The organism is Streptomyces sp. a15 (genome assembly GCF_059026085.1).
Window position 1 is genome coordinate 135,056 of the sequence record NZ_JBWLKM010000005.1, and the last position, 25,927, is coordinate 160,982.

46 protein-coding genes are annotated in these 25,927 nt (G+C 70.9%); 44 read left to right on the forward strand and 2 right to left on the reverse strand.

Going from position 1 to position 25,927, the window contains the following annotated elements:
- Positions 1 to 8: 8 nt before the first annotated feature.
- The 22 genes from AC5P09_RS08100 (at position 9) to AC5P09_RS08205 (ending at position 12,525) form a co-directional block, all read left to right on the forward strand.
- A complete protein-coding gene (locus tag AC5P09_RS08100) occupies positions 9 to 509 on the forward strand; it encodes a hypothetical protein (protein ID WP_493873157.1) in 501 nt (166 codons plus the stop codon).
- Positions 506 to 685: a hypothetical protein gene (locus tag AC5P09_RS08105; protein WP_493873158.1), complete on the forward strand. Its 180-nt coding sequence runs from the start codon at positions 506 to 508 to the stop codon at positions 683 to 685. The genes AC5P09_RS08100 and AC5P09_RS08105 overlap by 4 nt, the downstream gene beginning before the upstream one ends.
- Positions 682 to 1,203, forward strand: a complete 522-nt coding sequence (locus AC5P09_RS08110) for a hypothetical protein (RefSeq protein WP_493873159.1) — start codon at positions 682 to 684, stop codon at positions 1,201 to 1,203. The genes AC5P09_RS08105 and AC5P09_RS08110 overlap by 4 nt, the downstream gene beginning before the upstream one ends.
- Positions 1,203 to 1,436, forward strand: coding sequence for a hypothetical protein (locus tag AC5P09_RS08115; protein ID WP_493873160.1), 234 nt, complete (start codon positions 1,203 to 1,205; stop codon positions 1,434 to 1,436). The genes AC5P09_RS08110 and AC5P09_RS08115 overlap by 1 nt, the downstream gene beginning before the upstream one ends.
- Positions 1,433 to 1,981 carry a hypothetical protein gene (locus tag AC5P09_RS08120; RefSeq protein ID WP_493873161.1) on the forward strand — a complete coding sequence of 183 codons (549 nt, stop codon included), beginning with the start codon at positions 1,433 to 1,435 and terminating at the stop codon, positions 1,979 to 1,981. Before AC5P09_RS08115 ends, AC5P09_RS08120 begins: the two co-directional genes overlap by 4 nt.
- A 78-nt stretch (positions 1,982 to 2,059) precedes the next feature.
- A complete protein-coding gene (locus AC5P09_RS08125; protein WP_493873162.1) occupies positions 2,060 to 2,446 on the forward strand; it encodes a hypothetical protein in 387 nt (128 codons plus the stop codon).
- Positions 2,447 to 2,543: 97 nt separating this feature from the next.
- Entirely contained in the window at positions 2,544 to 4,334 is a 1,791-nt protein-coding gene (locus AC5P09_RS08130) for a hypothetical protein (protein WP_493873163.1), read from the forward strand.
- Positions 4,324 to 4,641, forward strand: a complete 318-nt coding sequence (locus AC5P09_RS08135) for a hypothetical protein (RefSeq protein WP_493873164.1) — start codon at positions 4,324 to 4,326, stop codon at positions 4,639 to 4,641. Before AC5P09_RS08130 ends, AC5P09_RS08135 begins: the two co-directional genes overlap by 11 nt.
- Positions 4,638 to 4,859, forward strand: coding sequence for a hypothetical protein (locus tag AC5P09_RS08140; RefSeq protein ID WP_493873165.1), 222 nt, complete (start codon positions 4,638 to 4,640; stop codon positions 4,857 to 4,859). The genes AC5P09_RS08135 and AC5P09_RS08140 overlap by 4 nt, the downstream gene beginning before the upstream one ends.
- Positions 4,856 to 6,064 (forward strand): WhiB family transcriptional regulator, encoded by a 1,209-nt coding sequence (locus AC5P09_RS08145; RefSeq protein WP_493873166.1) that lies wholly within the window; start codon positions 4,856 to 4,858, stop codon positions 6,062 to 6,064. Before AC5P09_RS08140 ends, AC5P09_RS08145 begins: the two co-directional genes overlap by 4 nt.
- The gene (locus AC5P09_RS08150; RefSeq protein WP_493873167.1) at positions 6,061 to 6,276 is read left to right on the forward strand and encodes a hypothetical protein; all 216 of its coding nucleotides are present in this window, start codon (positions 6,061 to 6,063) and stop codon (positions 6,274 to 6,276) included. The genes AC5P09_RS08145 and AC5P09_RS08150 overlap by 4 nt, the downstream gene beginning before the upstream one ends.
- On the forward strand, positions 6,273 to 7,271 hold the full coding sequence (locus AC5P09_RS08155) for a hypothetical protein (protein WP_493873168.1): 999 nt from the start codon (positions 6,273 to 6,275) through the stop codon (positions 7,269 to 7,271). The genes AC5P09_RS08150 and AC5P09_RS08155 overlap by 4 nt, the downstream gene beginning before the upstream one ends.
- Positions 7,268 to 7,513 (forward strand): hypothetical protein, encoded by a 246-nt coding sequence (locus AC5P09_RS08160; RefSeq protein WP_493873169.1) that lies wholly within the window; start codon positions 7,268 to 7,270, stop codon positions 7,511 to 7,513. The genes AC5P09_RS08155 and AC5P09_RS08160 overlap by 4 nt, the downstream gene beginning before the upstream one ends.
- Before the next feature lie 91 nt (positions 7,514 to 7,604).
- Positions 7,605 to 7,877, forward strand: coding sequence for a hypothetical protein (locus tag AC5P09_RS08165; protein ID WP_493873170.1), 273 nt, complete (start codon positions 7,605 to 7,607; stop codon positions 7,875 to 7,877).
- Positions 7,874 to 8,239: a hypothetical protein gene (locus tag AC5P09_RS08170; protein ID WP_493873171.1), complete on the forward strand. Its 366-nt coding sequence runs from the start codon at positions 7,874 to 7,876 to the stop codon at positions 8,237 to 8,239. Before AC5P09_RS08165 ends, AC5P09_RS08170 begins: the two co-directional genes overlap by 4 nt.
- On the forward strand, positions 8,236 to 8,697 hold the full coding sequence (locus AC5P09_RS08175) for a hypothetical protein (protein ID WP_493873172.1): 462 nt from the start codon (positions 8,236 to 8,238) through the stop codon (positions 8,695 to 8,697). The genes AC5P09_RS08170 and AC5P09_RS08175 overlap by 4 nt, the downstream gene beginning before the upstream one ends.
- A complete protein-coding gene (locus AC5P09_RS08180) occupies positions 8,694 to 8,993 on the forward strand; it encodes a hypothetical protein (protein ID WP_493873173.1) in 300 nt (99 codons plus the stop codon). The genes AC5P09_RS08175 and AC5P09_RS08180 overlap by 4 nt, the downstream gene beginning before the upstream one ends.
- A complete protein-coding gene (locus tag AC5P09_RS08185; RefSeq protein ID WP_493873174.1) occupies positions 8,990 to 9,613 on the forward strand; it encodes a hypothetical protein in 624 nt (207 codons plus the stop codon). Before AC5P09_RS08180 ends, AC5P09_RS08185 begins: the two co-directional genes overlap by 4 nt.
- Positions 9,610 to 10,950: a WDGH domain-containing protein gene (locus AC5P09_RS08190; protein WP_493873175.1), complete on the forward strand. Its 1,341-nt coding sequence runs from the start codon at positions 9,610 to 9,612 to the stop codon at positions 10,948 to 10,950. The genes AC5P09_RS08185 and AC5P09_RS08190 overlap by 4 nt, the downstream gene beginning before the upstream one ends.
- Complete coding sequence (locus AC5P09_RS08195) at positions 10,947 to 11,207, forward strand: hypothetical protein (protein WP_493873176.1); 261 nt, start codon at positions 10,947 to 10,949, stop codon at positions 11,205 to 11,207. The genes AC5P09_RS08190 and AC5P09_RS08195 overlap by 4 nt, the downstream gene beginning before the upstream one ends.
- A complete protein-coding gene (locus tag AC5P09_RS08200) occupies positions 11,204 to 11,785 on the forward strand; it encodes a hypothetical protein (protein ID WP_493873177.1) in 582 nt (193 codons plus the stop codon). Before AC5P09_RS08195 ends, AC5P09_RS08200 begins: the two co-directional genes overlap by 4 nt.
- 56 nt (positions 11,786 to 11,841) lie before the next feature.
- Positions 11,842 to 12,525 carry a hypothetical protein gene (locus tag AC5P09_RS08205; RefSeq protein WP_493873178.1) on the forward strand — a complete coding sequence of 228 codons (684 nt, stop codon included), beginning with the start codon at positions 11,842 to 11,844 and terminating at the stop codon, positions 12,523 to 12,525.
- 95 nt (positions 12,526 to 12,620) lie between these two features.
- Here AC5P09_RS08205 and AC5P09_RS08210 read toward each other — a convergent pair whose 3' ends face one another.
- The gene (locus tag AC5P09_RS08210; protein ID WP_493873179.1) at positions 12,621 to 12,866 is read right to left on the reverse strand and encodes a hypothetical protein; all 246 of its coding nucleotides are present in this window, start codon (positions 12,864 to 12,866) and stop codon (positions 12,621 to 12,623) included.
- 182 nt (positions 12,867 to 13,048) lie between these two features.
- On the opposite strand from AC5P09_RS08210, the gene AC5P09_RS08215 reads away from it, so the two are divergent.
- The 22 genes from AC5P09_RS08215 (at position 13,049) to AC5P09_RS08320 (ending at position 25,651) form a co-directional block, all read left to right on the forward strand.
- The gene (locus tag AC5P09_RS08215) at positions 13,049 to 13,354 is read left to right on the forward strand and encodes a hypothetical protein (protein WP_493873180.1); all 306 of its coding nucleotides are present in this window, start codon (positions 13,049 to 13,051) and stop codon (positions 13,352 to 13,354) included.
- Complete coding sequence (locus AC5P09_RS08220; protein ID WP_493873181.1) at positions 13,351 to 13,749, forward strand: hypothetical protein; 399 nt, start codon at positions 13,351 to 13,353, stop codon at positions 13,747 to 13,749. The genes AC5P09_RS08215 and AC5P09_RS08220 overlap by 4 nt, the downstream gene beginning before the upstream one ends.
- A gap of 72 nt (positions 13,750 to 13,821) precedes the next feature.
- A complete protein-coding gene (locus AC5P09_RS08225) occupies positions 13,822 to 13,995 on the forward strand; it encodes a hypothetical protein (protein WP_493873182.1) in 174 nt (57 codons plus the stop codon).
- Positions 13,992 to 15,455, forward strand: coding sequence for a glycosyltransferase family 2 protein (locus tag AC5P09_RS08230; RefSeq protein ID WP_493873183.1), 1,464 nt, complete (start codon positions 13,992 to 13,994; stop codon positions 15,453 to 15,455). Before AC5P09_RS08225 ends, AC5P09_RS08230 begins: the two co-directional genes overlap by 4 nt.
- Positions 15,456 to 15,517: 62 nt before the next feature.
- Positions 15,518 to 17,119 carry a hypothetical protein gene (locus AC5P09_RS08235; RefSeq protein WP_493873184.1) on the forward strand — a complete coding sequence of 534 codons (1,602 nt, stop codon included), beginning with the start codon at positions 15,518 to 15,520 and terminating at the stop codon, positions 17,117 to 17,119.
- Positions 17,119 to 17,286, forward strand: coding sequence for a hypothetical protein (locus AC5P09_RS08240; protein ID WP_493873185.1), 168 nt, complete (start codon positions 17,119 to 17,121; stop codon positions 17,284 to 17,286). The genes AC5P09_RS08235 and AC5P09_RS08240 overlap by 1 nt, the downstream gene beginning before the upstream one ends.
- A 1-nt stretch (position 17,287) precedes the next feature.
- Positions 17,288 to 17,794 carry a hypothetical protein gene (locus AC5P09_RS08245; protein ID WP_493873186.1) on the forward strand — a complete coding sequence of 169 codons (507 nt, stop codon included), beginning with the start codon at positions 17,288 to 17,290 and terminating at the stop codon, positions 17,792 to 17,794.
- Positions 17,791 to 18,471 (forward strand): hypothetical protein, encoded by a 681-nt coding sequence (locus tag AC5P09_RS08250; protein WP_493873187.1) that lies wholly within the window; start codon positions 17,791 to 17,793, stop codon positions 18,469 to 18,471. The genes AC5P09_RS08245 and AC5P09_RS08250 overlap by 4 nt, the downstream gene beginning before the upstream one ends.
- A gap of 169 nt (positions 18,472 to 18,640) precedes the next feature.
- The gene (locus AC5P09_RS08255) at positions 18,641 to 18,811 is read left to right on the forward strand and encodes a hypothetical protein (protein WP_493873188.1); all 171 of its coding nucleotides are present in this window, start codon (positions 18,641 to 18,643) and stop codon (positions 18,809 to 18,811) included.
- 21 nt (positions 18,812 to 18,832) lie between these two features.
- The gene (locus AC5P09_RS08260; RefSeq protein ID WP_493873189.1) at positions 18,833 to 19,048 is read left to right on the forward strand and encodes a hypothetical protein; all 216 of its coding nucleotides are present in this window, start codon (positions 18,833 to 18,835) and stop codon (positions 19,046 to 19,048) included.
- Positions 19,049 to 19,208: 160 nt separating this feature from the next.
- A complete protein-coding gene (locus tag AC5P09_RS08265) occupies positions 19,209 to 19,583 on the forward strand; it encodes a hypothetical protein (protein ID WP_493873190.1) in 375 nt (124 codons plus the stop codon).
- Between the two features lie 149 nt (positions 19,584 to 19,732).
- The gene (locus AC5P09_RS08270) at positions 19,733 to 20,158 is read left to right on the forward strand and encodes a hypothetical protein (RefSeq protein ID WP_493873191.1); all 426 of its coding nucleotides are present in this window, start codon (positions 19,733 to 19,735) and stop codon (positions 20,156 to 20,158) included.
- A gap of 77 nt (positions 20,159 to 20,235) precedes the next feature.
- Positions 20,236 to 20,418 (forward strand): hypothetical protein, encoded by a 183-nt coding sequence (locus AC5P09_RS08275; protein ID WP_493873192.1) that lies wholly within the window; start codon positions 20,236 to 20,238, stop codon positions 20,416 to 20,418.
- Positions 20,419 to 20,525: 107 nt separating this feature from the next.
- Positions 20,526 to 21,098 carry a DUF4352 domain-containing protein gene (locus AC5P09_RS08280; RefSeq protein ID WP_493873193.1) on the forward strand — a complete coding sequence of 191 codons (573 nt, stop codon included), beginning with the start codon at positions 20,526 to 20,528 and terminating at the stop codon, positions 21,096 to 21,098.
- Positions 21,099 to 21,203: 105 nt separating this feature from the next.
- Positions 21,204 to 21,419 carry a MerR family transcriptional regulator gene (locus AC5P09_RS08285; RefSeq protein WP_493873194.1) on the forward strand — a complete coding sequence of 72 codons (216 nt, stop codon included), beginning with the start codon at positions 21,204 to 21,206 and terminating at the stop codon, positions 21,417 to 21,419.
- Between the two features lie 199 nt (positions 21,420 to 21,618).
- Positions 21,619 to 21,948 carry a hypothetical protein gene (locus AC5P09_RS08290; protein ID WP_493873195.1) on the forward strand — a complete coding sequence of 110 codons (330 nt, stop codon included), beginning with the start codon at positions 21,619 to 21,621 and terminating at the stop codon, positions 21,946 to 21,948.
- Complete coding sequence (locus AC5P09_RS08295; protein WP_493873196.1) at positions 21,948 to 22,187, forward strand: hypothetical protein; 240 nt, start codon at positions 21,948 to 21,950, stop codon at positions 22,185 to 22,187. Before AC5P09_RS08290 ends, AC5P09_RS08295 begins: the two co-directional genes overlap by 1 nt.
- Positions 22,188 to 22,201: 14 nt before the next feature.
- The gene (locus AC5P09_RS08300; protein ID WP_493873197.1) at positions 22,202 to 22,537 is read left to right on the forward strand and encodes a hypothetical protein; all 336 of its coding nucleotides are present in this window, start codon (positions 22,202 to 22,204) and stop codon (positions 22,535 to 22,537) included.
- A complete protein-coding gene (locus tag AC5P09_RS08305) occupies positions 22,534 to 22,845 on the forward strand; it encodes a hypothetical protein (RefSeq protein ID WP_493873198.1) in 312 nt (103 codons plus the stop codon). Before AC5P09_RS08300 ends, AC5P09_RS08305 begins: the two co-directional genes overlap by 4 nt.
- A gap of 160 nt (positions 22,846 to 23,005) precedes the next feature.
- A complete protein-coding gene (locus AC5P09_RS08310; protein ID WP_493873306.1) occupies positions 23,006 to 23,251 on the forward strand; it encodes an HNH endonuclease in 246 nt (81 codons plus the stop codon).
- A 152-nt stretch (positions 23,252 to 23,403) separates the two neighbouring features.
- A complete protein-coding gene (locus AC5P09_RS08315; RefSeq protein ID WP_493873199.1) occupies positions 23,404 to 23,883 on the forward strand; it encodes a phage terminase small subunit P27 family in 480 nt (159 codons plus the stop codon).
- Positions 23,855 to 25,651: a terminase large subunit gene (locus tag AC5P09_RS08320; RefSeq protein WP_493873200.1), complete on the forward strand. Its 1,797-nt coding sequence runs from the start codon at positions 23,855 to 23,857 to the stop codon at positions 25,649 to 25,651. The genes AC5P09_RS08315 and AC5P09_RS08320 overlap by 29 nt, the downstream gene beginning before the upstream one ends.
- Here AC5P09_RS08320 and AC5P09_RS08325 read toward each other — a convergent pair.
- Positions 25,648 to 25,896, reverse strand: a complete 249-nt coding sequence (locus tag AC5P09_RS08325; protein WP_493873201.1) for a hypothetical protein — start codon at positions 25,894 to 25,896, stop codon at positions 25,648 to 25,650. The two genes, AC5P09_RS08320 and AC5P09_RS08325, sit on opposite strands and share 4 nt — an antisense overlap.
- Positions 25,897 to 25,927: the final 31 nt, after the last annotated feature.

Consider the following 25,927-nt stretch of genomic DNA (forward strand, 5'->3'; position numbering starts at 1 on the left):
CGTCCCGCATGCAGACCATCGCGGCCGTTCTGCGACACCCGCAGCCCGTACGCGGGCCACTTGCCTACGAGTTGCGCGGTTCGGTCGTGCAGCTGCTCGCGCCCGGCACCACGGACCCGACCTGGCAGGCGCCCCCTGAGTTGCTCGCCGAGGAGATCGACGCCGCCCTGGCCCGGGCAGCGCGCGAGGAGAAGGACATCCCCCAGGGGACGGCGTCCACTGCTCGCGCCGAGATCCTCGCCCTCCTGCAGGCCGCGGGCTACAACCTGCCCGCCGCGGCCGAGACCCTCGCCCGCGCCCACCGCGAACCCCACGCCGACGTCGCCGACAAGGAGTTCGTCGAGACCCTCGCCGGCGGCCACGCCCTGGTCATCGAGTACGGCGACCGCGAGTTCCTCGGCTCCTGCCAGTGCGGCCGGCGCCTGGGCCGCATCACGTCCGCCGAGTCCGCCGACGCGCTCGCCGGTCTCTGGGAACGCCACACCACCACGGAGGTAACCCGCTCATGACCCCCGACACCGAGCGCGTCCTCGGCCAGATCGAGCGCGGCGAGATGTGGTGCGGCCCCGACGCCGCCCGGGCGATCGCCGCTCGCCACGAAGAGGAGTACGGCCAGGTCTGGCCCCGCCCCAGCAGCGCGCCCTCCAGCACGTCCACGATCACGCCCTCGAACGGAGCGTCATGACCGAGCGCCCCTTGCCGCACGACCCGTACATCACCGCCGTCTGTGACGCACTCACCGCCGCTGGCCTGGAACTCACCGACCACTGCTGGACCGATGACTGCGAGACCCGCGGCACGTACTGCTACCTCAACGCCGTGATCACCCTCGACCCGTCCGGCACCCTCGCCTCGGACGACGAGGAAGCCCAGGACGCCGCGGCGTGGCCGCACGGGCTGCTGCTGATCTGGGAGTGGCACACCGGACGCGAGGAGGGCGAGCCCGAGCGCGGCCCTGTCTGGCTGTTCGCGGAGCTGAAGCCCGACGGCTCCAACGAGTACCCGACCGGCCTGCCCGTGTACGGCTACGCCAGCCCGGCCGCCGTCGTCGAGGCCGCACACAAGGTCATCTCCCGCGAGATCGGCGCCGGCAGCTTCCACGGTCACAGCGGACCGAAGTGGGACGGCGGGATCATCGGCGGCTCGTGGGAGAGCGCCGACGCGCTCGAGGCAGCCGCGACGGCCTGGGATGCCGAGGAGTGATGCAGCCCTGGCAGCGCAGGGCGTGCGAGTCCCTCGCGTTCCCGCACGCCCTCACCTACGCCCGCCGCTACATCACCGGCTGGCGGTGCGCGAACCACACGCCCGCCGCTGAGCAGGGCCAGCCCGAGGCTCCGCCTGGGCCGGGCTGGCCCATCCGCCGCCATCCCCCACATGGCACCGACCCCGAGGCCGCCGACCGCACCAGCACCCAGCACGAACAGGAACCGAGATGACCCCGACCCCTGCCGACCTCGCCCGCCGCCCCGCACCCAAGCCCACCCCGCCCCCGGCCCGCCCCGCCACAACACTGAAGACGACTGCACCCCGAGCCCAGGCAGTACCCGGGAAGCCCGCCGCTCGCCCGGCGGACCGCGAGTCGTACACGCCGAAGAAGCTGAGCGCTGAGGACTCCATCAAGCCGGGCAAGCTCACCCGCAAGGAGCGGCTGCGCCCCCTCTATGTACTGGGCCTGCGCGTCAGCCGCATGCACCCCGAGGCCCGCCTCGTCGCCCACACCCTGCTCGGCTACGCGAACTTCCAGACCGGCATTCTCCAGCCGCGCTGGATGCCGACCACCGAGCAGCTCTCGTACGCCACCGGCCTGACCACCGGCCAGGTCCTCGTGCAGATCGAGATCCTCACCCAGCGCGGCTGGCTCTACACCCGGCCCATGGCCGAAGGCCCCCGCGCCGGCCAGCCCTCCATGCAACTGGCCGTACCTGCGGGAGTCCTCGAGCAACTGCGCGCCCGCGCCCACGAACCCCAGCCCACCAGCTGACACCCCTCGACGGCTGGGCGGGCGCTGACCATGCCGCGCCCGCCCAGCGCCCACCTCCGACCAGCAGACAGGCGCCCCATGGACATCAGGGTCACCGAACCCAGCCGCCTCTTCCACGCCACCGAGGGCGGCGCCGGCCTCAACTTCGATCACCCCTGCGCGCACGGCAGCCCAGCCGTCTCGCTCCACCTCTTCAGCAATCGCGGCGGCAGCACCGAGGACATCGGCATCCTCATCCCCGCCTGCGTCGCCCCGGGCCTGTTCGGCGCCGTCCTGGCGTACATCGATGCCGCCCACGACGGCGAGGCGGGCGAGGAGTTCATGAAGGACATGCTCGCCAGCAAGGACCGGGCCACCCAGGTTCTCGCTGACCGCCGTGCCACGTACGAGGCCGCCCAACAGGACTGCTGCCAGGCCGGCTTCTTCACCCAGGGCCGCGAACACACCTGCGGCCGCCCGCGATGACCCGCCTCCTGGGCCTCCTCTGCACCGCCCTGACCGTCATCGCCCTCGCCACCGCCTGCACCGCCCACTGACCACCTCCACCCCCTGAAGGAACCGGATGTCCGCCGCCGTCGCGCTCGCTGCGCCCCGCCACCTTCGTGGCGGGGCCAGCAGCGCTGCGGCCGTGCGTGTGCTGCCGCGTCGCCCGGCACGGCGCGCTACGCAGATGGTCGACATCCCCGAACGCATCTACCGCGGCTCGCACTACAGCGATGTCTTCATCAAGGCCTGGGGAAAGATCGCCGCCCTCGACCTCGACGGGAACATCGAGCACTGCAACGCCGGCGTCGAGCAGTTGGCCCGCTTTACCGGCCTGTCCGTCCGCGACGTCCAGCGCGCCCTCACCGAGGGCCACATACCCGGACCCGACGGAGGCCCGCCCGAGTTCGCCACCCGCCGCATGACCCGTACGGGCGGCACCGGCCGCACCGCCATCCGCAGCGTGCGCGCGGTCACCACCAGCGAGCGGTCCGTCCGCGTCCCGGTCACGATGTGCGACGCCCTCACCCCCCGCCAGCTACGCGCCGCGCTTCTGGCCCTGCACGCCGAGCAAGACGGCCACGTCTTCACCGCCGCCGAACTCGCCGGGGAACTCTTCCACCACCACGGCGACCATCAGGGCGAACCACTCACCGACCGCACGGCCCGCCGCATCCTCAAGAGCCTCGAGGACACCGGCTGGATCGGAGTCGGCCACCGCGCCGGCCACCAGGGCCGCAACACCGTCACCGTCCACCACCACCCCCTGCAGCCCAGCCCTCTCACCGACGCTCCCACCCCGCCCGCGGCTTCGGCCGATATCGACCGGCCCGATACCACCCTGGCCACCGGCACGCCGGCAGGCGAGCCCGACGAACTGGGCCCGGCCACCGACCGGGTGTCCACGGGCGACCGTCCGGAGACACCCGGTCTGGGCGAGGCGTGTGCGGACATCCATGGCGGATCGGGTGCGGACACCAGTGGCGGATCCCTCGCGATCAAGGAAGACAGTGGGGTTGTTACTGACGGGATTACGCAGGTGGGTGGGGGTTCCCGCCGTAGGCGAGGTGACCGTAAGTGGGTCGCGGCTCCTGTGGACAACCCAGTGCCGGACACATTCCGCTCGGCCGCGTCTCGCGCTCCGCGCGGAAACCGCCTCTCCTCCGCTCCCAGCCGCAACCAGCACAACGACAACCCCGGCGCCTACACCGGGCCCGAGCTGCGCTGGACCAAGCGCATCCGCGACGCCCTCGCACCCGTCAGCCACGAACTCGACGACGTCCGACGCTTCGTGCTGCGCCGCATCGCCCGCGAGGTCGGCCGCCAGCTCGACGCCGGCATCAGCAGCGAGCGCATGGCCGCCCGCATCCACGCCCGCTACCGCAACGTGATGCGCGCCGACATCCGCGACGTCGGCGCGTGGCTCCTCGCGGTCGGCATCAGGCACCAGGGCTGCGGCGTGCCGTCGTGCGAGGACGGCTACGTGTGGCCGACGGGCGACCCGTGCGAGATCTGCGCCCACCACCGGCAGGTGACGCGTGCTCAGTGGCGCCAAGCCCGCGAGCTCGAGGCCCGGCTGCAGCAGCTCCGCGCCGAGCGCCAGGCGGCCGAGGCGCATGGCGCGCACGGGGACGAAGAGCAGCTCGTTCTGCCCGGCCTGCCCGGCGAACTGCGCCTGGCAGGCGCTGTCGTGCTGCCGCCGAAGAAGACGTACCGCCAGCGCGACGCGGCGACCGACGGCCAGGTGCGGGCGGCGATCGCCACGCACGGGCCCGAGGTCGCCCTGCACATCTACGGCCATCTCCGGGTGCTGCCGCTCCTGTCAGCCCCATCCGAGACCGGTAACGACCGGAGGACTCATGCCCAGTGACCACGACGTCGCCCGCTGCGACGGCTGCCTTGAGCGGATCCGGTGGGCCATCACCGTGAACGGCCGCCGCCAGGCCGTCAACGCCGACCCCGACCCCGAGGGGAACCTGGCCGCGCACACGGACGGCACCGGCACGCTGAAGGTCCGCGTGCTCAGTGCCGAGCGGCCGACCCTCGAGCACGCCGAGTGGCAGGCCATGCCGCACGCCGCGACCTGCAAGAGCCCGCGCCCCAGGCCGCGGCCGCGGGGCGCCTCGAGCTCCCGCCGCCCCGTCGTACGGCCCGGCGCCTGGCGGTGGACCCGATGACCGCCGACGTGGACCAGGCGCAGCCGGTGCCAGCCGAGGACTGCTCCACCGGTGCGGCCTGGCGCGCGCCGAAGCCACGGCCGCAGGCGCCGTTGCTCCCGCCCCGCTACCGGCCCTGCACCCCGGCCGAGCAGGCCGAGCACATGGCCGTCCTGGCCGACGCCATCGCCGACTACACCGTCGGCCGCCCACCCCGCGCTGGCGGAGAGCCGCGGTGAACGGGCACGCCCTGGCAGCGGCCGCGGACTGGCATGCGTCCGCGGCCTGCGGTGGCACCGACAGCAAGGCGTTCTTCGTTCCCTCGCCCGCCGCTGCCAAAGCGATCTGTCAGGGCTGCTCCGTCCGCCCCGAGTGCCTGCACGACGCCCTCGAGGCAGACGCACCGAACGGCGTCTGGGGCGGCCTCACCCGCAAAGAGCGACGCGCGCTGCCGCCCCTGCCGGAGGGGCGACGCCAGGCCATCGCCGTACTGCGCAACCTCCTCCCCGGCAGTTCCGACACCACCGCTCCTGACGAAGGGACATCCGACGTGGGCAGCCGCATCACCACCGTCAAGCCGGGCGGCCGGTACTCGCCCGAGGAGCGCGCCGCGTACGAGCGCCGCACCAAGGAGCTGCTACGGGCTGGTGCGTCGAACAGCCAGGTCACCGCCGAGGTCGGCATCACTGCGCCGACCATCGCCCGCATCCGCAGGAAGGCCGGCATCCCGCCGTCCGGGCTGACCGGCGGGCACCCGGCGCGCACGAAGGCCGACGCCCTCGCTGCGGCTGTCGAGCCGTACGGCGACGGGCACGCCCGGTGGACCGGCCCGATGGCCGGCCGCATGCCCCAGCTCCACGCCGAGGGCCTCCAGCTCAACGCCCGGCACGTGGTTTTCGAGGAGCACCACGGCCGCCCGCCCGTCGGCCGCGTCCGCAGCAACTGCGGCGAGATCACATGCATCGCCGGCCCCCACCTCACCGATCACCAGCTGCGCAACGCCCCGCCCTCCGAAAGGACCAGCGAACCCATGGCCGACACCCCGCCCGCACCCGCCGCACCGTTCGAACCCACGACCCTGTCCGAGGGGAAACTCCTCGCCTGGGGCGACGCGCACCTGGACCCGGACGTCCAGGACCAGGCCGCCCGCGCCCGCGTCATCCTCGGCGGCCTGCGCCAGCGGCATGCCGCCGACCAAGAGCTGGCCGCCATCAACACCGAAGCTGAGGAGCTGCAGCAGCGGCTCGCCGAACTGCAGGCCCGCCAGGCCCAACTGGCCCCGGCCAAACTGAAGACGGAGCGCAAGCCAGTCGGCTACCCCGCGGCCGAGGTACGCGCGTGGGCCAGGAAAGAGGGCATCGCCTGCCCTCCCAAGGGCCGCGTGCCGAAGTCCGTCGTCGATGCATGGCGTGAAGCCACCGGCAACAGCGCTGGCACGCCATGAGCGAGACCGCCGAGTGCGCGCTGTGCCACAAGCCCGTCCGGTCCGCCGCCGCCCGGGCGCGGCGGATCGGGTCCCGCTGCTGGCGCAAGCTCCGGCCCGACCAGCGCGCCGCGATCCGCCGCGACCCCGCTCGCATCCGCGTCGTCCTCACCCAACCGCCGCCTCACACGGCCGGGCAACTGCCCCTCGACTCGCCGGAGATGAATGCATGACCGCCACCAGCTACCGCAAGCGTCCCGTCACGATCACCGCGTTGCCCTGGAGCGGCAGGGAGGCTGACCTTCCCGCCGTCCGTGCCTTTCTCGGGGCCGATCTCGTCGGCACCGAGGACGGGGACGGGGAGTGGACGCTCCTCATCCGCACGATGGAGCGCGGCTCTGAGCCCGACAAGATCCCACCCACCTGGGTACTGATCGAGGGCGTACGAGGCGAGCATTACGCCTGCGAGCCCTCGATCTTCGCGGAAACGTACGAGCCCGCGGCCAAAAGCGCGCCTCCCACGGACCGGGCCGCCCCCCGTGACCGCATCGCCGACGTGATCCGCGACTTCCCCTTCGACAACTTCGGCCTCGACGACGTCTCGTATCTACTCGAAGGTGAGCCGGACACGCAGGAATGGGTGCCGAAGCTGGCCGACGCGGTGCTGGGGGTGCTGCCTGGCAGGTCCGGTGACACAGCCGGCATCCGGGCCGCCGCGCTGCGGGAGGCCGCCGACTTCTACGACCAGCTGCTGACGGACATGGGCGCGGACGTCCAATGCGACCCCCGTTACTGGACCGCGGTCCGAGACATCGTCAGGGGTCTGCGCTGCAGGGCCGACGAGGCGCAGCCCGACACGGAAGCCGAGGCGTGCGGCAGGCGCGAGACGATCGAGTACTTCCTCCAAGCTCAGCAGGACGACGGCACATGGGAGTCCGCCAGCAGCTTCATGGACGCCCTCGACTGGGCAACTGAGCGGCTGGCTGCCAAGCGCGCCAAGTACTCCAACATCACGTGGCGGATGGCGCAGCGCACTACGGCGGTCTCCGTTCAGCCGGTGCCGGAGTGCCCGGTCTGCCGTCACTGGCGCTGCGACGGCGACGGTCCGTGCGGTGCGCTCGTCAGTGCCAGCGAGCGGTGCACCTGCCCCGGGACCCCCTCCGCCGCCGTGTCTGCCGCCGTGCGGTTCGCCGTCGAGGCCGAGCGCAACCCAGAGCAGCCGTCGTGATCATCTTCGAAGCCGCGGACACCTTCGTAGTCCTCGTCGACACCGCGATCCGATGGGTGAAGATCCTCGCCGCCGCCGCGGCAGTCGCCCTGTGCATCGTGCTGTTCGCGATCAGCCCGCTCATCGCGCCCGCCACGCGTGCCGTACGACGGCGCGTCCCCTCCTGGGCCCGCGGCTCCATCCGTGCCCGGCTCCTGGCCCGCCGGCGCACGCGGTCGCAGGACTACCGGGAGGCAGCGTGATCGCCACCCTCGTCGGCGCCGCCTGCCCACTGATTGCCCTGGCCGCCCTCGTCGGCGTGGCTGTCCTCGCCCTGCGCAGCGGGAGGCAGCCATGAGCATGGCCGAACTGGCGCGGGCCCGGCAGGAACTGCACGCCTGGCTCTACAAGGGCGTGACAGGACCCCGCGCGCACGAGCGGGTGGCGCAGCTGGTCGACGACCACCAGACCGCCATCAAAGACGTCCTCGCGCATCGGCTCGCCGAGCAGCAGCGCGACCACCTCCGCAGCCAGGGCTACGACCTCGACTGCGTGTGCGGCAGCTGCTCGTGCTGCATCGCCCGCGAGTACATCGACCTCATCGACCCGGAGGTACACCCGCTATGACCTGGCCCCGCCTCTACCAGCACGCCGCCACGGCCGGCGCCCTCTTCCTCACCACGGCCGCGACCGCCAGCACCCTCAACGGCCTCTACCTGCACGCCGCGTACCTCGCGCTCGGCGCCATCGTCCTCGGCGAGGCCACATGGCGCGAGCACCTCCGGTATCAGCGCGTCCGGGCCGAGTGCGACTGGGCCAGACGCCGCGCCCTCGGCGAGAACCCCGGCCCCCTCGACCCGTGCTGCCTCCTCGCCCGCGCCTCGCACGGCCAGGCCCACGACCGTAACTGCACCGACCCCACGAAGTGGGAGCACGGCGGCAGCAAGCCCCCGCTCCCGCGACGCCACAGCGGCCGGAGCAGCGCGTGAGCGGGACCGAACTGATCGTCTACCGGTACCGCTGCCCGTTCTGTACCGAGGGCGACATGGGGCCGAGCACCGGCCGGTGCCTGCACTGCGCCGGGTCCGGCCTGACCAACGACGTCGACAACGTGCCCGAGGAGATGGTCGTCGAGGCGCCGGTGCCGCCCGGCGTCATGCGTCAGCCCTGCCGCGACTGTGCATTCCGGCCCGGCTCTCCGGAGCTCGAGGACGGCGGCAAGTGCTTCCCCGACGACGGGCCGTTCTGGTGCCACCACGGCACCGCCCGCGGCTACCAGGGCGCCAACGTCCCCCTCGGATCCTGGCGCCCGCCCGGCCACACCCGGGACATCCCGCTCGGCGAACTCATCTGCGCCGGCTGGTGGGCCCAGCAGACCGGCCGGCCCCTGCCGACCGAGCCCTTCCGCGACCCGGACCAGAAGCGAGAGGACTCCACAACCTCATGACCTCTCATCCCATCCCGGAGAACGGCCACTGCTGGTGGCTGGTGAGCGGCAAGGAACGCCGCCTACACGCCATCCGCGGCCACGACGTCACCGCGGACCAGATGCGCGCCGCCATCGACGAGGGCCGGCAGATCCCCGCACGGGCAGTGTGCGGGCTGCGCCGCCGGTGGTCGCTGCCCGGACTGTTCTCCCGACTAGGACGCCGCCGCTGTACCCCCTGCTGCCGTGCCCTCGCCTTCGCTCCCGGTTACGGCACGCCCGTCAACGAAGCTTCGATCAAGGAACAGGCGACATGACCGAACGCGACGCCACTGCGTGGAACTGCGAGTCCCGCGAGAACCGGCCGGACGGATCCTGCGCCGCACCCGTCGACACCTGCCGCCCCTTCGAGGTCGACGGCGAGACCGTCCGCGTCCGCGGCAGCGGCGAGATGGACGAGGCGAGCAGCGCTGTCCTCACCGCCCTCGTCCGGGTCGCCACCCGAAGATTCGCGGAGGAGCAGGGCGCCATCGTCCAGCAGGTCGTCGAACTGCGGCGGACCTGGCTGAAGAGCGGAGCTCCGCCGATCGGCATCTCGATCTCCCGATGGTGGGACGCCCGGCTCATCGAACTCGGCGATGCCCTCACCCTGCCGGAGGGCTCGCTCTCTCGGCCCGGGGACTCCGGCGAGCAGGCCAAGGACCGGTGGGCGTTGCGCCTGGCCGGGATCCTCGCCGACCTCGATCGCTGCCAGCACGGCCGCCACGAGGGCGACCCCTGCGGATCCTGCGGCGGCCTGTCCGCCGGCAACCCCCACCTCGGGCCTGGCCGGGTCATCGGCCACGGCATCTACGGCAACCCGATCGTCCTGCCCACCCGCGACCACAAAGCCGACCCCGCCGCCTGGCGGCACACCACCACGAAGGACAACACGTGAACGAGCAGCAGCAACGACTCATCCAGGACATCCAGCAGCAGGGAACGCCCGACGCGCGGGCCGACGACGTCCTCACCCCCGAGCTCCGGAAGAAGTTCGAGGCCCTGCAAGCCCGTCATCGGAAGGCGGTGCAGGAGCGGGACGAGCGCGCCCTCACCCACATCAAGGCCGTCCTCGAGACGCTGAAGGAGACCAACCCGTCGGAGCTCGCCGCACCCGCGGGCCTGTTCATCTCCGGCATGCTCACCGGCCTCGCGTCCAGCGTGGAGATCATCCGGGGCGGTACCGCTGAAGGCGCCCTCGAGACCGTGAACACGCGGCTTGCCGCAGCGATCGGTGAGGCCTACCTCGCCGGCCAACTCCCCGCCCAGCCGCCGAGCACCGATACCCAGGACAGCGATGCCGACCGCGAGCTCACACGCGAGGAGGAGATCCGGGGCGTGCAGGGGTGGACGGCAATGGACCTGCACCAGGCACTCGGCCTGCCAGTCGATGACAAGGCCAGGCACCAAGGCCACACCTCGTGGGCCAGCTGGTGGGCCGATCTCTGCGGCCGTGTGCGTCAACGCACCTACGCCGAACTGGCGCACTCCAGGGCCCTGGTCGAGCCGGAGAACCTCACAGCGGATCAGCTGGGCCACCCGAAAGTTCTCATGCGAGGGCTGCCGCCCGAGGCTGAGGACCTGTTCTTCCCCATCTCGTACGCCGCGGTCGTCGCCGACCCGCATCCGGTCGTGCCGAACGACCCGCCCTACATGATCGACCTGACCGGATACTCGGAGGGCGACCCGCTTCAGCAGCGGGTCCACCGCCTGATCGTCCACCGCTCCTTGGTCACCCGCCTCGTACGCGACCTGGCCACCCTCGAACAGCCCGCCGAGCACCAGGAGCAGGGCGCGCCCGTCGACTGGGAAGCGGTCGCCCATCAGCGTGAGGCCGAGCTGAAAGCGGTGGGCGAGCAGAAGCACACGTTGGAGCAAGAGCGGGACGGTGCGTACCGGGAGCGCAACGCCCTCATCTCACTGCTGGCCGCGCACACCGACGGCGCGGTCGTGGCTCCGGCCCCGGATGTGGCCGAGCACGGCTGGCAGATCGCCTACCTCTACCTCGGCGGCGCTCAGGCGTCGTGGCACTTCGGCCCTCGTGACGCCGACCTGGCCGAGCCTCTCGAGCATGTGCCCGCCGACGACCCCCGCGCGCAGTGGGACGGCCACACCACCGAGGCCAAGTACGCGCACATCGCCGCTCTCACGGCCGAATTGATGCAGCGGTGCGGGCCGGCCTGCGCCGAGCAGCACACCGAGAGCGGCCGTTGCGAGATCGCGAGGAACCGATGACCATGCCTGTCGCCCAGCTCACCGACGAGCAGCGCGAGCAGATGCTCGATCGCATCGTCACCACCGTCGCTGAGATCCGGAAGATGGCCGAAGCCGTCGCACCTGCCGTGATCGCCGCCGCGGCCCAGCTGAACCAGGCAATGGAAGGGCTACGCGAGGCCGGCATCCTCGACGAGGACTTCAAGCCCATCAGGCCCGCCGACCGGCCCGCCTGGCAGTCCCCGTACGGTCCGCCCCAGCGCAGGGGGCACGGATGATCGCCGTACCAATGCCACCGGACCCGGCCCGGAAGATCACCGACCGCGTTCTCCACGACTTCGCCATAGCCCGGATGCGCCCAGCTACTGAGGCCGTTGAGCAGGGCATCGCCCAGGTACAGAACGCACTGGTGGAGCAGTACCCCTCAGACCCGTCGGCGGACAACCTGCAGCAGGTGTGGATCCGCCCGCACGGGGCCGACGACTGGCAACACCTCGGCTACACCAGCGGGCCGATCGCCGGAATCGACTTCGGCCAGCCCGACCCCGAGCTGGTCATGGCCTGGCCCCACCAGCACGGCAGGCACACCGTCCTCAGCACGGAGTACACGTTCGAAGGCCTGGCCAACCAAGCGCTCAGGAAGATGCTCGAGCCGCTCTTCACCGCGGCCCAGGCCAACACCGAGCGAAGAGTGGCCCGGCTCGCCGCCGACCTCGGCCTGTACCCCGACGCTGCCCGCCGGGTGTTCGACCAAGTGCAGCGCGTCCTCGAGGAGGCGGGCATCGGTGACGGCTATGGCCAGCTCACCATCCCCCAGCCCGTACGCCCACCCATCCCCGCCCCGGCCAGACCCTGACCCCGTGGCCACGCCCCACCCACCACGCACCAACAGCAGGAAGGCGGACCGATCCCATGATCTGCACCCTGTGCAAACATCGCACCCTCGACTACCTCTACCTCTGCCCCGATTGCATGCTCGTCACCGTCGACCGGCTGCAGCGCCTGCCCCGCATGTGGGCCTCGCTCGACGCCTGGCTCGCGCCCGGCGCCACAGGCACCGCGCTGTACGGCGGCCGCGTCCGCCGCGCCGAGGCCCCGCTCCCTCTCGACACGGAGGTACTCGACCTGCGGTCCGCCGGCGGGATCGTCGGCGTCCTCGAGGACTGGCATGCCGCCGTCTGCGAGACCCGCGGCCTGACCGCCCCGCCACGCGCCAGTTCCCTCACGCACCGCGTCGGCCGGGCCAGCCGCGGTCTGGCCGACCAGATCCACTTCATCGTGCTGTGGGAGCAGGGCGGCCAGTTCGGGCAGGAGGTCCGCCGCCTGGTCGACCGCGTCCGCGCCGTGGTCCTGCCCGGCCGGGACGAAGACGTGCCCACGTTCCTCGGCCGATGTATCGCCGTCGACCCCTCCGGCACGGTCTGCGGCCACCCGCTCTACGCCGACATGACCAGCACCGTCCAGTGCGCCTGGTGTCGTTGCCCCTACCCGCCGAACACGTGGCTCGCGCTCCGGCACTACCAGCCCGGCCGGGGGCACGGCCCCGGCGAGGAAAAACAGGGCGAGGCTGAGCAGCTGCAGGAGGCGGCCGCCTGATGCGCCGTCATGGTGCCGGCCGCCCGCGCATGGGCCCTGCGTCGGACATAGCGGTGCCCCTGGTCATCACGCTCTGCCAGGGGCACCACGCCCGATCACTCCTGTGGCTCGGTCTCCGACGGCCTTCCCTTCAGGTCGGTACGCCAGCCTGGGCGGGTGACCCGCTTCCGGAAGTAGGGGGCAGCAAGCCGGTAGTCGACGGCCATGGACCGCCCGACGGGGACGACGGGGGGGAAGCCGTCGGGATCTTCTCTGCGGATCTGCGACACGCGCTGGTGCGTGATGCGCTCCACGATCCCGTCCGCGACGAGCCTCCGGGCGAGCTCCCGAAACGAAACCATGTCCGGCCCTCCTCCTTCGGCCTCGGGCATGGGCACCATCCTGTCTGACCTCCTTGCCATATGGCAAGGAGGTCGCTACTTTGAAACCGGCACAACGGCAAAACCCCTCGGCCCACACGGAGTTGCTGCTCCGGGTCGAGGGGTGGACCCGCCCATGAAGCGATCAAAGAAGGCAGGCCCGCATGGAGCGTACCCAGCCCGGCCCGACAGACGAAGACATCCGCCGGCTGATCGAACAGCCCAGCTACGCCGCCCAGGCCCTGACCGTCACCGCCCGCCTCCTCGAGATGGACGCCGCGCAACCCGTCACCGGGACCGCCCGCGAGCACGCCATCGACATCGCCGCCGACACGATCCTGCGCACCCTGCCCGACGTCGTCTGCCGCGACAGCCTCGACCGCCTGTACCGAGTCCTCCCGCCCCTGGCGCCCATCACGCGCGGCGAGTACGCCCTGCGCCTGCGGGCCGCTGCGAAGGCTCTCGGATGACCGGCGGGCACTACATCCGCCAGCACGCCCAGACGGCAGAGCTGGTGCGGCAGATGCTCATCGAGATGGCCGAGCGCCTCGAGGCCCATCGCCCCGGCGTGCCGCTCACCGCGGTCGGCCGGATCGCGCTGATCCAGGCGACCACCATGTCGCCCCCGCTCGCCTCCGCGCTGCGGGCGAAGGCGCCGGAGATCACCGAGCCGATCACCCGCCGCGCGTACGCCGCGAAGCTGCGCCTGGCCGCCGAGCCGCCCAGCCAGCCCCGCGCCCGCGCCGAGCGTGTCGCCGAGCTGCACGACCTCAGCGACCAGGACTTCGCCGACGCCGAGTCCGACCGCGAACGGCAGGACCACCGCGACGACGCACACGTCCAGGCCGACAGACCCGAGGCCTGAACACCCACAAGCCGGCCGGGCCGCGACAACCCCCTGCGCGGCCCGGCCTCACTACCAGAAACAGGAACCCACGTGTCCGACCACGCCAAGCTCGCCTCTACCGGAACCGCTGCCGGCGCCATCGTCATCGGCGGCACCGTCATCACCGGCTGGTACCTCCTCGCCATCGCGGCCGCCATCGTCCTCGGCGGCGCCCTCTGTATCCGCTTCGGGTTCCGCCGCGGCCGCGGGGCAGGCCAGCGATGACCAGACCACTCCTCGCCGCACGCGTCCACCGCTCCGGCATGGCACTCTCCGCCGCCGTCACCCTCCTCGCCGCCGCCGCGTGGGCCGCACACCACGCCGTCCAGGCCGCCGCCTACGGGCAGCAGACCGGCAGCCGCCTCGCCGCCGTCTGGTCGGTGACCTTCCTCCTGCTCCTCGTGCAGACCCTCATGTACCACTGCGAGCGGGTACGCCGCCCGTCCCCGCGCTCGCGCCGCCAGCTCGACGCGCTGCACGTCGCCGTCCTGGCCCCGGTCTACAACGAAGACGACGGGTACCTGCGCCTCGGCCTTGAGTCGCTGTTCGCCCAGACCCGACGACCCGACTCCGTGCACGTCGTCGACGACGGATCGACCAGCGGCGACTACGCGGCCGTACGGGCCTGGTGGCTACGCGCGGCGGCCGAGGCCGGCATAGCCACCACGTGGCAGCGCACCCCCAACCGCGGCAAGCGCCACGCCCAGGCCGCCGGCGTCCATGCCAGCCCCCAGGCCGACGTGTACGTGACGGTCGACTCCGACTCCTGCCTCGCACCGAACGCCCTCGATGAGCTCCTCCTTCCGTTCGCGAAGGCCCGGGTGCAGTCGGTCGCCGGCATCGTCCTCGCGACAAACCACCGCACCAACTGGCTCACCCGCATCACCGACCTGTGGTTCGTGACCGGGCAGCTCACCGACCGGTCCGCGCTCTCGGCGATGGGCGCCGTCCTCGTCAACTCCGGGCCCCTCGCCGCCTACCGGGCCGGTGTCGTACGGGACAACCTCGACTCCTACCTCGGCGAGACGTTCATGGGCCGCCCCGTCGGCTTCTCCGACGACTCCCTGCTCACCCTGTACGCCCTGCTGCGCGGCCGTACGGTCCAGCAGCCGTCCGCCGTGGTGTTCACCGCCCTGCCCGAGCGCGCCAGCCACTTCGCCCGCATGTACATGCGCTGGATGCGCGGCTCCACCATCCGATCCCTATGGCGGATGCGCTACCTCCCCGTCACCGGCTGGGCGTACTGGGCGCACCTCATCCGCTGGTTCACCGTCGCCCTGTCCACGAGCGTCCTCGCCTGGCTCCTGATCATCGAACCGCTGCGCTACGGCAACCAGCCGCCCGCCACCTTCCTGATCGTGCCGCTACTGATCGGCTGGGCCCAGGCCCTGCGCTACCTCGGCGTCATCCGCTCCGACGAACGCATCCGCCACCGCTGCGCGACGTGGCTGCTCATGCCCCTCGCTGTCCTCGGCTCATGGACCGTCCTGCGCGCCATGCGCTGGTGGGGGATGGCGACCTGCGCCCGTACCGGCTGGGGCACACGCCAGCACGGCGCCGAGGTCACCCTCGACACCGCCGCACCCGCCGCCGTGCTGGACGAGGACACCGTGCGGCTCCCGCTCCTGAAGTTGTACGACCCCGACTCCGAGATCACCTTGCAGGTCGCGCTGCCCGCCCGCTGACCAGCGGCCCCGTGTCCCACCCCCACGCGGGGCCGCCCTACCTCTCTTCCCTTGGAGCCCACGTGTCTTTGGACCAGCCCATCGCATGGTCGGCCGACCACCCCGTGGCCGTCCTCCTGGCCGCGGGCGTCCTCGTCGCACTGCTCACCGCCACCTGCGCCCTCATCGTCCGCCGCACCAGCGGCGCCGTCCTCACCGCGGGCATCGGCGCCCTCGTCTGCACCGCCTACACCGCCGACACGTCCTGGCGCTTCGCCGAGCACCGCCTCGGCATGACCGAGGCCGACGAGCGCCTGGTGATGTTCGCCGCCGGTGAGATCGCCCTGCTTGCCTGCGCCGTCATGGCCCGTGCCAACAAGAAGGCCACCGCCATCGACGGCGGCGCCGGCACCCCGGGCGTGCCCGGCGTCCTCGTCTGGTGCATCACCGGCATCCAGATCATCCCCGCCTACAGCGAGTCCGGATTCTGGGGCGGCACCGTCCGCGCCGTCATCGGCCCGGTCATGGCCGGCCTGCTCTGGCACCTCGCCATGGGTCTGGAGATCCGCGTCGCCCGCCCCGAGGCCCTGTCCACCGGCCTGCCCGCGCAGATCGGTCACGAGCTCCGCGAGCGGCTGCTGTCCTACCTCGGCCTCGCTGTACGCGGACGCACCGCCGCCCAGGTCACCCGCGACCGCGCTACCGCCCGCGCCGTACGCCTCGCCTCCCGCAAGCACTTGGGCCCGTGGGGAAGGGCCGCCCTCAAGGCAAGCGTCCACCGGTCCGGTGCTGCCGTCGACGGCACCCAGCGCCACCACCTCATGCAGGAACTCGCCGCCCGCCGCGGCGCAGCCGAGCTGCGCACCGTACCCGTCACCTCGCCCTGGGTACCTGTGCCCGTGCCCGAGCCCTACCCGGCCACCCCGCTCGGCGTCACCGGCGCCGAACTGCGTCGGATGGACCCGCTCGACGTCATCTTGCTGATCCACGCCGCACACCCCGACGCCACCCCGGTCGAGCTCGCCGCACTGTCCACCAGGTACGGCGTACCCGTCTCCGAGACCCAGGTACGCATCGCCCTCCGCGCCGCCACCCCGGACCCCGCACTCGCGGCGGCACCTGCCACGCCCGAGCGGCCCCAACTCGACGCCGGGCCCGTCGAGGACAGTGCGCCTCTACCCGCCGTACCCGACACCATCGAGTACGCCTACCAGTCCGGTGGCCTGCACCTTGACCTCACCACCGAGGCCGGAGTACGCCGCGAGTTCGCCTCCGCCGTACCCGCCGCGATGATCCGCCGCCGCCCTACCCGCACCGAGGTACACGCCCGCGTACCCGACCTGCCCGACGTCTCGGTCGCCGTCGGCGGCGGCACCCGGTCCTACCTCCGCAGCTTCAACGAAGCAGAGCACGCGGCCGACACCGAGCAGGCCCGTACCCGCGTCCAGGTAGACCCCGTACCCGTACCCGACCCCGCGCTACCTGAAGTAGGGAGCACGCCCGAGACGGCAGGTACGCCAGGTACGGGTAGCTGGGACGACCTGCTCGCCCGGGCCCGCCAGGTCGACGCCGACCACCTCCGTACCCACGGCCGGCCCGCGTCCATCCAGACCCTCAAAACGGAACTCCGCGTCGGCCAGCCCAAGGCCCAGCGGCTCCGCGACGCACTGTCGGGGAGGGTCTGATGCCCATCGGCCTCATCATCTGGCCCCTCGCCACCGTCCTCGCGGCCGCCGGCCTCTGCATCGTCGCGCCCCGCCGCGCCCCCGGCCTCTACCTCTGGCCGGTCTCCTGCACCGTGACCGCCCTCTGCCTCGCCGTGGCGTACGTCGCGGCCATCTGGAGCCACTGACATGCCGTACATGGCCATCAACCTCGGAGGCGTCGCCCTCGGCGTCGGCATCATCCTCGCCTTCGTCATGCGCTGGGTCATGAAGGAGAAGAAGAGGCTCGGCGCCCTCGTCCCGTTCGTCCTGTCCCTGCTGTACGGGATGCTCGCCGCGCTCGCCGCCCTCGGCGCCTGGTCCGTCCTGGGCGCAGTCTCCTGGGTCGGCCTGTGGGCGGGCAACGTCGCCGGATACGCCGCACTCGTCTGGGGTATCGGCGGCAACGCCCCCGACGTCACCCGCGCCCAGCAGATCGTCCTCACCGACGGCGGCTACGTCATCGTCTTCCTCTTCACGATCGTGCTGGTCTGCCTGCTCAAGTGGGGCCCGAAGCAGTCCAAGTCGAAGATCCTTCTCGGGTGCCTGGCAGGAATCCTCATAGCCCTGTCCGGCAACGTCGCTGGGGTCGCGGCCATCCCACTCGGCTCCGGCGTGAACTTCGCCGGACAGGGCTTCACGCGAGTCTTCGGATGAACGACGACGAGCAGCAGCAGACGCCCGAGGCAGACACCGAGGAGCCGGGGGAGTCCGGCGGGATGAGCGAACGCACCGCGAAGGCCGTGCTCCTGGCCGTCGCCCTGCTGGCCATGTGGGGGATTGTCGCCGTGCTGCCGGAGACCGCGTACATCGTGCTCGGTGTGATCGCCTGCCTCAGCTGGCAGAAGGTCCGGGCCTGGATCGCGAACCGGCGCAGCGAGCCCGCCGCGGGGGAGCAGGAGGAGGCGGCGCGGCCGGACGTCGGCGAGGCGCTGCGCCGCCTCGTCGGCGACGACAACGGCGTCCTCCTCACCCGGCTCCGCGACGACCTGAAGCTCCCCAACACCAAGACCGTCAAGGCTCTCCTCGACAAGGACGGCATCACGTGGAAGGCCGTGCGCACCCGAGAGGGGAATGGGCCGGCCGTCCACAAGGACGACATCCCGCCCGCCCGCTCCCCTGCCGCCAACTCACACGGGAACGGTTGTTGTTGCAGGTCAGGCGACAACACCAACACCAACAACGGCCTAGAAGGGGGCGGGGAGAAGGGGGTGCGTGTAGAGCGCACTGACGCAGGTTTCACGGTCTACGACCTCGTCAACCGCTTCTTCGCCGAGGCATCCAGGGACCACTCGGCACCAGCCCCCGGTACCGGGAAGGCGAGCGACCGATGACCCGACACTCACCGCGCTGAACCGCGGCCGCGCCATCGCCGCCCTCATCGTCGGCTGGGCCACGACGGCCGCGGCCGTCGTGCACTAGACCCCGGGGCGGGCCGCCCCATCCGCCAAGACGCTGCGGCCCGCCCCGGTCCACCCATCCCGAGAGACAGGAACACCCATCATGGGCCTCTTCAGCAGCAAGAGCGAGACCGACAAGCTGGCCGAGACCGTGGCCGACCTCCCGCAGCAGGTAGCCACCTGGACGCCGGAGCAGCGGCAGCAGTTCACCACCCAGTCCGACCGCGCGATGCGCGAGCAGAACGGCATCACCGAGCCGGACCAGCTGGCCTGACGGCACGAGAGGATCTCTTCCATGAATGATCGCGTGAACGTACGAGTCCTGCTGCTCATCGGTGACCAGGCCGAGATCGTCGCCGACGTCCCGCCCGAGGAGCGCGGCGAGCCTCAGCGATACGCGGCCGCCGAGATCGCCGAGGCCGCCGGTGTACCCGTGCGCGAGCTCGCAGGTGCGCGACTGACGGCCGAGGTCGGGGGCGACGACCGGCTGTCCGGCTGGCGCCTGGCGTAGGACGGCGACGGCCCCCGGATCCCGCGCGGATCCGGGGGCTTTTCCTCGCCCAAGGGTGTTGCAATCCACTACTCAAGCGCTGTAAAGTACTACTCAAGAGGGAGGGGCCGCGAACCCCGAACTCGGATCCATCTCAACTCAACAGTGGAAGGACAGTCACATGGCTGACCATCAGGACGAGATCATGGAGTCGCTCGCGCACTCCATCTCGTTCATCTACACGATGCTGGTCGACATCTGCGGGGCGCTCCCCGTGAAGATCGGTCTCCCGACCGACCATCACATCCCCGCCTCGGACGCAGTCCCCGCCATCAAGCGGGTTTCCGAGGTCGCCCACGATCAGCCCATGGGTGAGCTCCAGACGATGCAGCTGTACAGCGGCTGCATTCACCTTCTGGCCGCCATCGACCTCTACGCCCTGTGCGCTGCGAGGTACGAGGACACCCGAGCCGAGGGTGCAGGAGTCAACCTCCTGCACGCGGAGCAGGAGTTGAAGTCCCTGGCCCTCTGGCTGGTGATCAACGAGGCTGACTGATCCTTTACCGCCCCCGGCACCCAGCCGGGGGCGGTATCCACTGAAGACGAGAGACCGGCAAGGGCCAGGCCGAAGCCTTCGGCGCAAGCGCCGTCGCGAAACCCTCGCCGGTCGGATCCATCCCACCCAAGAGGAAGGACAGAACCTCCATGGTAGACCGCGAGCAACCCGCGGCCCCTCGCTCGCCCGAGACCGTCGAGGAGGTCGCAGAACGCCTCGGACGTCCCCTGACCACCGTGAAGAACACCTGGCGCCGCCACCCAGCCTGGCCCAAGCCCCTGCCCGAGAAGCGCGGCCGCCGCGTCCAGTACGACCCCGACGCCATCGACCGGTTCGTCCGCGACCACATCGACCGCCAGGCCGTCGACCTCGACCCTCGCCGCCTCTACACCGCCGCTGAGCTCGAGGCGGCAGGCATCGGCATCACCGCCGGCACCATCCGCGCCGACCTCGCCCGGGGCCGCTGGCCCGCCCCCGACAGCACCGACGACGGCACCAAGCGCTGGACTGGAGCCACCGCCGCCCAAGCCCTCAAGGGGCGTCGCGCATACCGCCGCACGACTACGGCTGAATGACCACAACGCCTCGTACCAACGGGCCTCGCTGCGCGCACGCCCGTCACAACGGGGCCCTCGTACGTCATCCTGGGCCCATGCCAACTGCCATCCGGGCCACAGGGGAAGACAAGGACATGACCCTCGACGAGCTCGCCCAGTTCGTCGAGGACGCCCGCAAGGCCGGCGTCCCCGGCGGCAATCACATCCGCGCGGAGCTGTCGACGTCCGGGAAGATCAAGCAGGTTGAGGTAGCGCTCGCCGACGATGCCGAAGACTGACTCGCCGTGACCGTTACCGCGACGGTCACAACACGGACACACCAACTCCGTACAACCGCCATGCGACGCATGATGCCCCTTCAGTACCAAACGTCCTTGGGGGGACCATGCACGTCCGTAGAGCCGTCTGCACCGCCCTGCTCATCACAGCCACTGCCACCTCCTGTAGCAGCAGCGGCGAGCCGGAGACCATCCGCGTCACCGTCACCCAGACCGTCCCGGCCTCACCGACCGCCCAGGCCGCAGCCGACGCCGATGCCGGTGTCCTCAAGATGGGCGCCAAGAAGACCGTCGACGACACCGAGAACGACGTCCACTTCACCGTCCAGGCCCTCGAGTACCAGCAGCCCTACAAGGGCCCTCAGCCCGAGAAGCCCTTCGACTTCCAGGGCGGCGACATCTGGGCCACCGCCAGCGTCAAGGTGTGCAACCTGCAAGGCACCACCTTCTCCGTCGACCAATCCGTATGGTCCCTGGCCTACAAGGACGGCACCAGCGTCGAGATCACTGGCTCGTCCGGCGGCGACATGCCCAAGCCCGAGTACCCCATGGACAAGGCCGTGAAGGCCGGGCGCTGCGCCGCCGGCCTCATCGCCTACCCCGTCCCCAGCGACACGAAGCCCGACCGCCTGGTGTACGAGCCCAGCGGCGGCGAGCCCGTCGAGTGGGCCATCAACTAGGCACACGGCGCCCGCTGCCGACACCCCCGGGAGCGGGCGCACCCCACCGCAGGACAACGCGCCCAGCCCCGCCGCCCACGGTTGCTCTCCTGCACCATGGGCCACATGGAGTACACGCACCTGCCGCCCGGCCTGCTCACGACCAACCTGGCCGCCATGGCTTGCGGCGTAGACCCGGCCACGATCCGCGACTGGGTCCGCCGAGGCCTCCTCCAACGCTACGGAGGCTCACCCCGCCGCCCCATCTACCGCCTCGACGACGTCATCGCAGCCAAGACCGCGCCCAAGCCCACGCGGGCAGGTCAACGCGCCACGCGGTAAACCCTGCTTGACGTGCGCGAATCGATGCGCCACGATCTTCCCGCACACCCATGTCCAAAAGCGGACAGCCCAGAACGCAACACGAAGGCCCCGGCGAGACGAATCCCGGGGCCTTCGTCGTGCCCGCGTCCGCCGCGCCGGCTCACCCACAACACCCTGCGCCGCCCCCGGCGTCACCCACACACACCTGGAGGGCGCCATGCCGCGCACCGCCGTCCCCGTCACTCAGATCACCCGCGCCGGCGTCGCCGCGCCTGCCGAAACCAACGGCGACGCCGTCAACAACCACGTCATCCCGAACAACGGGAAGATGTTCCTCGATGTCCGCAACAGCGGCTCCACCGTGGCCCGTACGGTCACCTTCCGCTTCCCCGGCGCCGTCGACGGCCAGGCAGTCACACCCCGCGCCGTCAGCATCCCCATCTCAAGCACCCGCCGATTCGGCCCCTTCCCCACCGGCGATTACGGCAGCCAGCTCCAGGTCGACGTCGACAACGCGGAACTCAAGCTCCTCGCCTTCGGCATCTGATGCCCGAGCAGAAGATCGGCCAGATCATCGACGCCCTCGGCGTAGAGGCCACCCTCGACGAGGGCGACCTTCCTACCGACGCGTACGTGATCCTCCGGATCATCAAGGCAGACGGCACCGTCAGCATGAGCGGCGCCCGCTCGGAATCCCTCGACTGGATCACCCGCCTCGGCATGATCACCGCCGCCCAGCACCTCGAGAACGACGGCTACACCGAAGCATCCACTGACGACCCCTGAAAGCAGGCACCCGCATGCCCCGCCTCCAGATCCTCGAACTCCCCACCGAGCACCACGGCGACGACATGACCACGCCGTACCTCCTCATCCTCGACCAGGTCCCGCGCGACGAGCTCACCTTCGAGGCCCTGCGCAATGACCTCCAGGACGGCGACTTCGTCGCACGTACCGGGGCCCGCGCGGTCTTGTGCTTCGAGAACACCATCGATCTCCCGGCCAACGAGATCACCCTCGACCGTGAGCCCGTGACCCTCCGCGTCGAGGGCGACTTCACCGCGTTCCGTGACCAGGCTGAGCGGGAGATCCGCAACGCCCAGGCCCGCATCGCAGCCGGGCGGCACCCGTCGTGAGCGGCGGAAGCTACAACTGGCTGTACGAAATCGCAGACCTCGAGGACCTGCAAGCCCGGCAACACGACCTGGAGGCCATGGCCGAACGCCTCGCAGGCCTCGGCTACGCCCAGGACGCCGCACGCGAGACCGAGGAACTCCTCGTCCTCTTCCGCCAGTGGCAGACCCGCGCCGCCGTACGCGTAACCCGGCTTGCCGACCTCTGGCAGGCCATCGAACGGTGGGACAGCGCCGACAGCAGCGAGGCCAAGGTGAAGGCCGCCCTGGCCGCCTACCGTGCTGACACGGCAACCACACCACCTCCGTGACCCGAGGCAGGTGATCGCCATGCCAACATCCCCACCCTCCCGCTGCGCAGAACCAGAGTGCACCGCCCTGACGACACACGGTCGTTGCGACGACCACCAGCGCGAACCGTGGCGTGGCAGACCATCCCCTCAAGATCGATACGGCATGAGCAGCGGCACCATGCGCACGCTCAAGGCCCAGGTGGCACGGCGCGACAACGGCTGCTGCTACGTCTGCGGAGGCGAAGACGCCGACGAGCTCGAGCACAAGATCCCAGTGAGCCAGGGCGGAGCGCCCCGCGACCTGGACAACCTCGGGTTGATCCACTCTGAGCCCTGCCACCGCGAGAAGACGGCACGCGAGGCCCTCGAGGGATCACGTCGTGCGCGCCGGAAACGCTCGCGAAACCGAGACCCAGCCGAGTAGTCGCCGGGGGGTAGGGGAGTCGAAATCACGACTCAAGATCGCTGGGGGACCGCCGCGGCCAGAGCGGCACACACCGTCTCAGAAAAAATTTCGGGCGGTGGGCCCCCCGGACAGTCACGCTGAGTGAAGTTGCAGGTCAGGAGGTGATCGCCGTGGGTCGCACTGCCCAGCCCGCCGCGTTGAAGCTCATCGGCGGTCGCGGGAACGGCACCGACTCCGGCGGGCGCAAGGTCAATCCGGGGCCGGCCTTCCGTCGCATCGCTCCGAACCCTCCGACCTGGCTCAGCGCCGAGGCTCGTGCCGAGTGGCGGCGCGTAGCGCCTGGCCTGCAGCGTCTGGACCTGCTGAAGGAGGAGGACCGCGCGACGTTCGCCGCGTACTGCGAGACGTGGTCCCAGTTCGTCACGGCCACCCGCACGGTCACCCGCGAGGGCATCACGTCCGAGGTCACGACCATCAGCGCTTCCGGCAGCGAGACGACGCGCACCGTGCCGCACCCGGCCGTGTCGATCGCCCGGTCCGCCGGCCGCGAACTGCGCGCGTACGCCAGTCAGTTCGGCCTGACCCCCTCGAGCGAGCAGGCCCTGGCGAGAGGGGCCGACGATGGCGAGGACGACAACCCCTTCGCGTAGCTCACGCAAGCCGGGCAAGCCGCGCGCGGCGCAGCGCACGGACACGATCGGGCTGCCGGACCAGGAGACGCTCGATGAGCTGAAGCTCTCGCCCGAGGTCGCCTGGTACCTGGTCTCGCGCGGGATCCCGCTGCCGGACTGCCCCCCGCTGTTCCAGACGCCGTCGCCGGGCGAGGCCCCGGGCGCGGTGTTCGACCCGGCTCGCGTCGACAAGGTCATCAACGCGTTCTCCAAGCTGCGGCACACCAAGGGTCAGTGGGCCGGACAGCCGCTGAGGCCGGACCCGTGGCAGGTCGCGTACGTGATCGCCCCGGTCTTCGGGTGGGTTCACTGGGACGACGCCGCGGACGGCTACGTGCGGATCGTCCAAGAGCTGTACGTAGATGTGCCGCGCAAGAACGGCAAGAGCACGTTGTGCGGCGGCATCGCGATCTACATGACGTGCGCCGATGGTGAGCCTGGTGCGGAGGTCTTGGCCGCGGCCACGACGAAGGACCAGGCGCGGTTCGTCTTCGATCCGATCCGACGCCTGGCCGACTCGGCGCCTGCGCTGAAGGGACACGTCAAGCCGCTCAAGGACAAGATCCTTCACCAGCGGTCTGGCTCGTACTTCCAGGTGATCTCGAACGTGGCCGACGCGCAGCACGGTGCGAACCTGCACTGCTACGTGTGCGACGAGCTGCACATCCACAAGACGCCGGACATGCTTGAGACGCTGGAGTCCGGCACCGGCTCCCGGCGTCAGCCGCTCGGCGTGGTCATCACGACCGCCGACACCGGCAAGAAGGAGACGCCGTACGACAACAAGCGCCGGCGGATTGAGCAGCTGGCCCGCCGGGTCCTGACCGATCACAGCGTGTACGGCGTCATCTTCGCTGCGGACAATGACGCGGACCCGCACGCCGAGGCGACCTGGCGCGCGGCCAACCCGGGGTTCGGTGTCTCCCCGACGAGGGCGTACCTGGTGAAGGCCTCGCGCAAGGCCGAGTCCTCGCCCGTCGACCTGGCCTCCTTCAAGCGGCTGCACCTGGGTATCCGCACGCGGCAGGACGTGAAGTACCTGCCGCTGGACGCGTGGAACCGCAATGCGGGCATGGTCGACGAGCAGGTGCTCGCCGGCCGTGACACCTGGGGCGGCCTGGACCTCGCCGCGACGTCCGACCTGTGCGCGCTGTGCTGGCTGTTCCCCAATGACGGGGACGGCACCTTGGACGCGCTGTGGCGGTTCTGGACGCCGGAGGAGAACCTCGAGGCCCTGGACAAGCGCACGGCGAAGGCCGCGTCGAAGTGGGTCAGGGAAGGCTGGCTGACCGCCACCCCGGGCAACGTCGCCGACTACGACTGGATCAAAGCAGCGATACGGAAGGACCGAGACACCTTCCGTGTCCGCTCGATCGGCTACGACCCGTGGAACGCGAGCCAGTTGACGAACGACTTGGTATCCGAGCGGGCCAACCTGGTCAAGGTTCGGCAGGGCTTTCAGACGATGTCGCCGGTGTTGAAGGAGACCCAGCGGCTCATCCTGCAGGGAACGCCGGAGCGGACCGTGCTGCGCCATGGCGGCAATCCCGTCGCCCGCTGGTGCGTCGACAACCTGGCCGTCGTCATGGACCCTGCGGGCAACGTCAAGCCGGACAAGGCCAACTCCGGCGACAAGATCGATGGCGTGTCCGCCCTGCTGACCGCCATGTCCGAGATCCTCGCTCGCCCGCCGCGCCGGAAGTCCCGGTACGCCGAAGGCGAGGACGACGAAATCATGGTCGTCTAACGGAACCCGAACGCTGCACCGTAGGAGCCCGACGGCGCAGCCTCAGGGGCCGGCATCTGCCAGTCGACGTCGATCGTCAACTCAACGGACTGGCCATCCCCGGCTACCTGCGCCGCAACGATGCGCCCCGTCTTCGGGGATTCTCCCGGGATGTTCACCGGCACCTCATTGCCGACCTGCCCGTCGAAGGCACCCGCCGCGAAGATCTCACCGGCGGGAGCGGGCTGTCGAAAGCTCATCTTCATGCCGCCACGGTAGCGGCCCTACCAAGGGAGG